The sequence below is a fragment of the Streptomyces sp. XY431 genome (assembly GCF_001279805.1).
Classification (GTDB): domain Bacteria; phylum Actinomycetota; class Actinomycetes; order Streptomycetales; family Streptomycetaceae; genus Kitasatospora; species Kitasatospora purpeofusca.
The window spans coordinates 1-276 of sequence record NZ_LGDO01000414.1; the positions used below are offsets into that span (position 1 = coordinate 1).

General features: G+C 73.6%; 1 protein-coding gene. It reads right to left on the bottom strand.

Features of this window, described 5'->3' with window-relative positions:
- A partial coding sequence (locus ADK60_RS27715; RefSeq protein ID WP_199839779.1) for an ATP-binding protein occupies positions 1-249 on the bottom strand: 249 nt, incomplete at its 3' end.
- Positions 250-276 lie beyond the last annotated feature (27 nt).

Below are 276 nucleotides of genomic sequence, written 5' to 3' on the forward strand. Positions count from 1 at the left end.
GGCGGAGATGCGGGGTTCGGGGAGGGTGGGGCTGTCGTCGGCGACGGACACGCGCAGGGTGCGGGTGGGCAGGAGGACGACCACGACGGTCGGCGCCTGGCAGCCCGCGTGGCGCCAGGCGTTGACGTACAGCTCGTGGAGGGCGAGTTCGGCGTCCGCGACGAGGTCGTCCGGCCAGGAGGAGAGGACGAGCGCGGTGCGCAGCTCCTCACGGGCGGCGGACCAGTCGGGCGGGCTGAAGGCACGCATGAGAAACCTCCGAGGGAGAGGCAGGGG